Raw genomic sequence first — 3,619 nt, 5'->3', positions numbered from 1 at the left:
TCATAATCAAACAGTACCAGCCGCTGCCCTGTTCAACATGTGGCAGAGTGAATCGGCCTAACAAAAAGTCAGGTCAATTCAGGAGGACGGGTATAATTAAACAAAACCATGTCTGCATGATTTTCAGGCAGGCTCTTTGTGATTTTGCCTCTTTTTTCCGCGATGCCGTTCCGCTTTGACCGCGCGCAACAACGCCAAATCAAAGGATGGGACAGATGAACGGAGCCGATACGGCCTGGATTATCGTGGCAACAGCGCTGGTGCTGTTCATGACGCTGCCAGGGCTTGCCCTGTTTTACGGAGGGCTCGTGCGGGCGCGAAATGTGCTCAGCGTGTTCATGCACTGTTATGCGATTGCCTGTTTGATGAGCGTTCTGTGGCTCGCTTTCGGCTATACCATCGCATTTGGCGATGGCGGCGCCTATTGGGGCGGTCTGGGCAAGATGTTCCTGATGGGGGTCGGAACCGACGATCTGTCGGGCACCCTGCCCGAGGTTCTGTTCTTCGCCTTCCAGATGACATTCGCCATCATCACCCCTGCCCTGATCGTCGGCGCCTATGTCGAGCGGGTGGGCTTTGGCTTTGTGCTTCTCTTCTCGGGCCTGTGGATGCTGCTCTGCTATGCGCCGGTGGTGCATTGGGTCTGGGGCGGCGGGTTCCTGGCGGACGGTGGCATCTTCGGCGACACTGGCGTGCGGGATTTCGCGGGCGGGATCGTGGTGCACGAAACAGCGGGCATCGCGGCGCTGATCATCGCCGTGTTCCTTGGCCCGCGCAAGAATCGCGTCACCCCGCCCCACAACCCCGGATACGTCATGCTGGGCGCGGCGATGCTGTGGGTCGGCTGGTTCGGCTTCAATGGCGGGTCGCAACTGGCCGCTGATGGCGGTGCCGCGATGGCGCTGACGGTCACGCATATCTCGGCGGCGACCGCATCGCTGACCTGGGCGCTGTGGGAGAAGGTGAAGTTCGGCAAGTCGTCATTGGTCGGCATGGTCACAGGCACGATTGCGGGTCTGGCGTCGATCACCCCGGCATCCGGCTTTGTCGGCCCGGTCGAGGCGCTGATCATCGGGGCCATTGCGGGTGTGCTGTGTCAGGAAGCGGTGAACGTGATCCGCAACATGCTCAAGATCGACGACACGCTGGACGTCTTCGCGGTGCATGGCGTGGGCGGCATCTTCGGCACCATCATGATCGCCGTATTCGGCGCGGGCAGCTTTGCCGCGCAGTTGGGGTCTCTGGCGATTGTCGGCGTGTTCACCGTGGTGGTCACGGTGGTTCTGGTGGTCGTGGTCAAGGCGATCACACCGCTGCGGGTCGATGCGGAAACCGAGAATTCCGGGCTCGACATCATCGTGCATGGAGAGCGCGCCTACGACCACGCGTCGTAAGCAGAATTGTGTATAACGAGTGCCAAGGCGGGCCGAAAGGTCCGCCTTTCTTCATGGCTCTTCGGGTCTATCCGTAAAGTTCCGCCGCGCGGCGTTCAAAGGCGCGGACGATGCGCTGCATGGCTTCGTAAAAGAACATCCCGGCCGCGCCCTGCAGGATGCGGTTCTTGAATTCGAAATCCACAAAGAACGTCACCTCGACCCCGTCCTCGACATCCTTGAAGCCCCAGTTCGAGTGCATGTGCCGGAAAGGGCCATCGAGATATTCGGTGTCGATCTTCTGCTGTTCGGGCCAGAGTACCACGCGGCTGCCGAACCGTTCGCGGAACACTTTGAAGCTGATCACCAGATCCGCCAGCATTTCCTCGTGATCGCCCCGATCCTCGCGCGAGCGGATACGCGCGGCGGCTGTCCATGGCAGGAACTTGGGGTAATTCGCCACGTCCGCGACCAGATCGTACATCTGTTGCGCCGTATACGGCAGGGTGCGGGTTTCGGAATGTGTGGGCATCTGCTCTTGTGTTTTGACCGTGACAGTGGCGGGGGATGTCGTATTGTGCGCGCGAAAAATCAAGGGAAACCTATGTCAGAGCGTCCTTATGTCATCGACGAAATGATCTCGGCCAAGGCCATCGCGGCCCGGATCGAGGAACTGTCGCACGCGATCAAGGAAGAATTCCGCGACACCAACAAGCTGGTGGTCGTGGGTCTGCTGCGCGGCAGTTTCGTGTTCATCGCGGACCTTGTGCGCGAACTGGACCTGCCGGTGGAAGTGGATTTCCTTGAAGCATCCTCATACGGCAATGCCATGGAATCGAGCCGCGAAGTGCGGATTCTGAAGGACCTGCGCGGCCAGATCGAGGGCCGTGACGTGCTGGTGGTCGAAGACATCGTGGACACCGGCCACACGCTCAAACATGTGGTGGGCTTGCTTGCGTCGCGCAAACCGGGGCGGCTGCGCACCATTGCGCTGCTCGACAAGCCGTCGCGGCGGGAGACAGATGTGGCCGCCGACTGGATTGGGTTCTCGATCCCCGATGAATTCGTGGTCGGCTACGGCATCGACTACGCACAGCGCAACCGCAACCTGCCCTTCATCGGCAAGGTCCGGTTTCCCGAGGCGTGAACTGGTTCTGGCTTCTGCGCATGACGCAATGGGCGCGCAACCCGCCCAGCCCGGCGCGGGTCAAGCTGGTGCTGGCAATCATCGCGATATGTCTTGGCATTTACGCCGTCGAAACCTGGATCGGCTGGCCCGACTGGATGTCGCTTGACGCAGAGCGCGTGCCGAACCGGGTGCTGCGCTAGCGGTTGGCCGCCGCTTTCGCGTTGCCAACGGCGCCCCCCGCAATCGCAGGGATATGTGGCTGCAGGAGTTTTTCCATCGCATCCATCAAGTGCTGCAGCCGCTCGCTTCCGGCGAGATCGCGATGACATGCAAGCCACACCGGCACGAACATCTCGGGCGCACCCGCGTCGACACGCACGAGGTCCGGTGCAGCGTCGCCCAACAAGGCCGGAAGGATCGCGACGGCCGTGCCTCTTGCTGTCATCTGGGCCAGAAGGCAGAAACTGTCGGCGCTGCCGACGATCTCGGCCGGGTCGATCTCGCGCTGCATCCATTGTGCGGGGCCGGACCGCTCCAGCGCCCCCGACAGACCAAGCCAGCCCTGAGGCGCACGGCCTTGCGCGTTGGCATAGACGGCGAACTGCATCTCTGTCAGCTTGCGCCCCACCAGATCATCCGGCAACTCGAGGGCGGGCCGGAGCGCGACATCGGCATGCAGACGCGCCATGTCGAGATGCGCGTTGGAACACAGATAGGTGAGCCGATCCGGTGCCACCCGCCGGGCCAGCGCCGGATAGATCGCGGCGAGAACGGTCTGGCAGAACGTGTCGGTCGAGGTGATCCTGAGTGTCTTCCCAACCGGCGTTTTCTGTCCCAGCATGAGCGCTTCCGCAGCGCTCACGTGCTGCGCGGCCAGTCGGGCGGCCTCGATCACCGGGGCCCGGTTGGGCCGCAGGCGATATCCGCTCCGGTCCCGTTCGAACACAGGCCCACCGCAGGTTTCCTCAAAAGACGCGATTCTTCGCAGCACCGTGGCATGGTTGACCCCCAACGCCTTGGCGGCCGCGTTCACCGACCCCGTGTCGGCCACAGCCAGAACGTAACGCAGATCGTCCCAGTTCACCTTGTGCACGAATGAGGACCCTTTTTGCATTAT

Annotated in this window: 5 protein-coding genes; 3 read left to right on the top strand and 2 right to left on the bottom strand. The window is 61.8% G+C overall.

Translation table 11 applies throughout. From position 1 onward, the window contains the following. Window positions 1-215 precede the first annotated feature (215 nt). Complete coding sequence (locus MRY75_RS17405; RefSeq protein ID WP_292309274.1) at window positions 216-1,394, top strand: ammonium transporter; 1,179 nt, start codon at window positions 216-218, stop codon at window positions 1,392-1,394. A gap of 67 nt (window positions 1,395-1,461) precedes the next feature. On the opposite strand, the gene MRY75_RS17400 is transcribed toward MRY75_RS17405, so the two are convergent. Continuing rightward, window positions 1,462-1,905: a type II toxin-antitoxin system RatA family toxin gene (locus MRY75_RS17400; protein WP_292309273.1), complete on the bottom strand. Its 444-nt coding sequence runs from the start codon at window positions 1,903-1,905 to the stop codon at window positions 1,462-1,464. Between the two features lie 72 nt (window positions 1,906-1,977). On the opposite strand from MRY75_RS17400, the gene hpt reads away from it, so the two are divergent. Together hpt and MRY75_RS17390 are read left to right on the top strand one after the other, a co-directional pair. Then, window positions 1,978-2,520: a hypoxanthine phosphoribosyltransferase gene (hpt, locus tag MRY75_RS17395; protein ID WP_292309272.1), complete on the top strand. Its 543-nt coding sequence runs from the start codon at window positions 1,978-1,980 to the stop codon at window positions 2,518-2,520. After that, window positions 2,517-2,702, top strand: coding sequence for a hypothetical protein (locus MRY75_RS17390; protein ID WP_292309271.1), 186 nt, complete (start codon window positions 2,517-2,519; stop codon window positions 2,700-2,702). The genes hpt and MRY75_RS17390 overlap by 4 nt, the downstream gene beginning before the upstream one ends. Here MRY75_RS17390 and MRY75_RS17385 read toward each other — a convergent pair. Continuing rightward, window positions 2,699-3,619 (bottom strand): LysR family transcriptional regulator (locus MRY75_RS17385; protein WP_292309270.1); only part of this gene is annotated, 921 nt, incomplete at its 5' end. The genes MRY75_RS17390 and MRY75_RS17385 overlap by 4 nt on opposite strands.

The sequence above is a fragment of the Marivita sp. genome (genome assembly GCF_022763305.1).
Classification (GTDB): domain Bacteria; phylum Pseudomonadota; class Alphaproteobacteria; order Rhodobacterales; family Rhodobacteraceae; genus Marivita.
Note: the sequence above shows the minus strand (reverse complement) of the source record. Positions and strands in the feature narration are given on the sequence as shown.

Coding starts and splice junctions, on each gene's coding strand:
- hpt (WP_292309272.1), top strand. CDS start 1,978: ATGTCAGAGCGTCCTTATGTCATCGACGAAATGATCTCGGCCAAGGCC.
- MRY75_RS17400 (WP_292309273.1), bottom strand. CDS start 1,905: ATGCCCACACATTCCGAAACCCGCACCCTGCCGTATACGGCGCAACAG.
- MRY75_RS17405 (WP_292309274.1), top strand. CDS start 216: ATGAACGGAGCCGATACGGCCTGGATTATCGTGGCAACAGCGCTGGTG.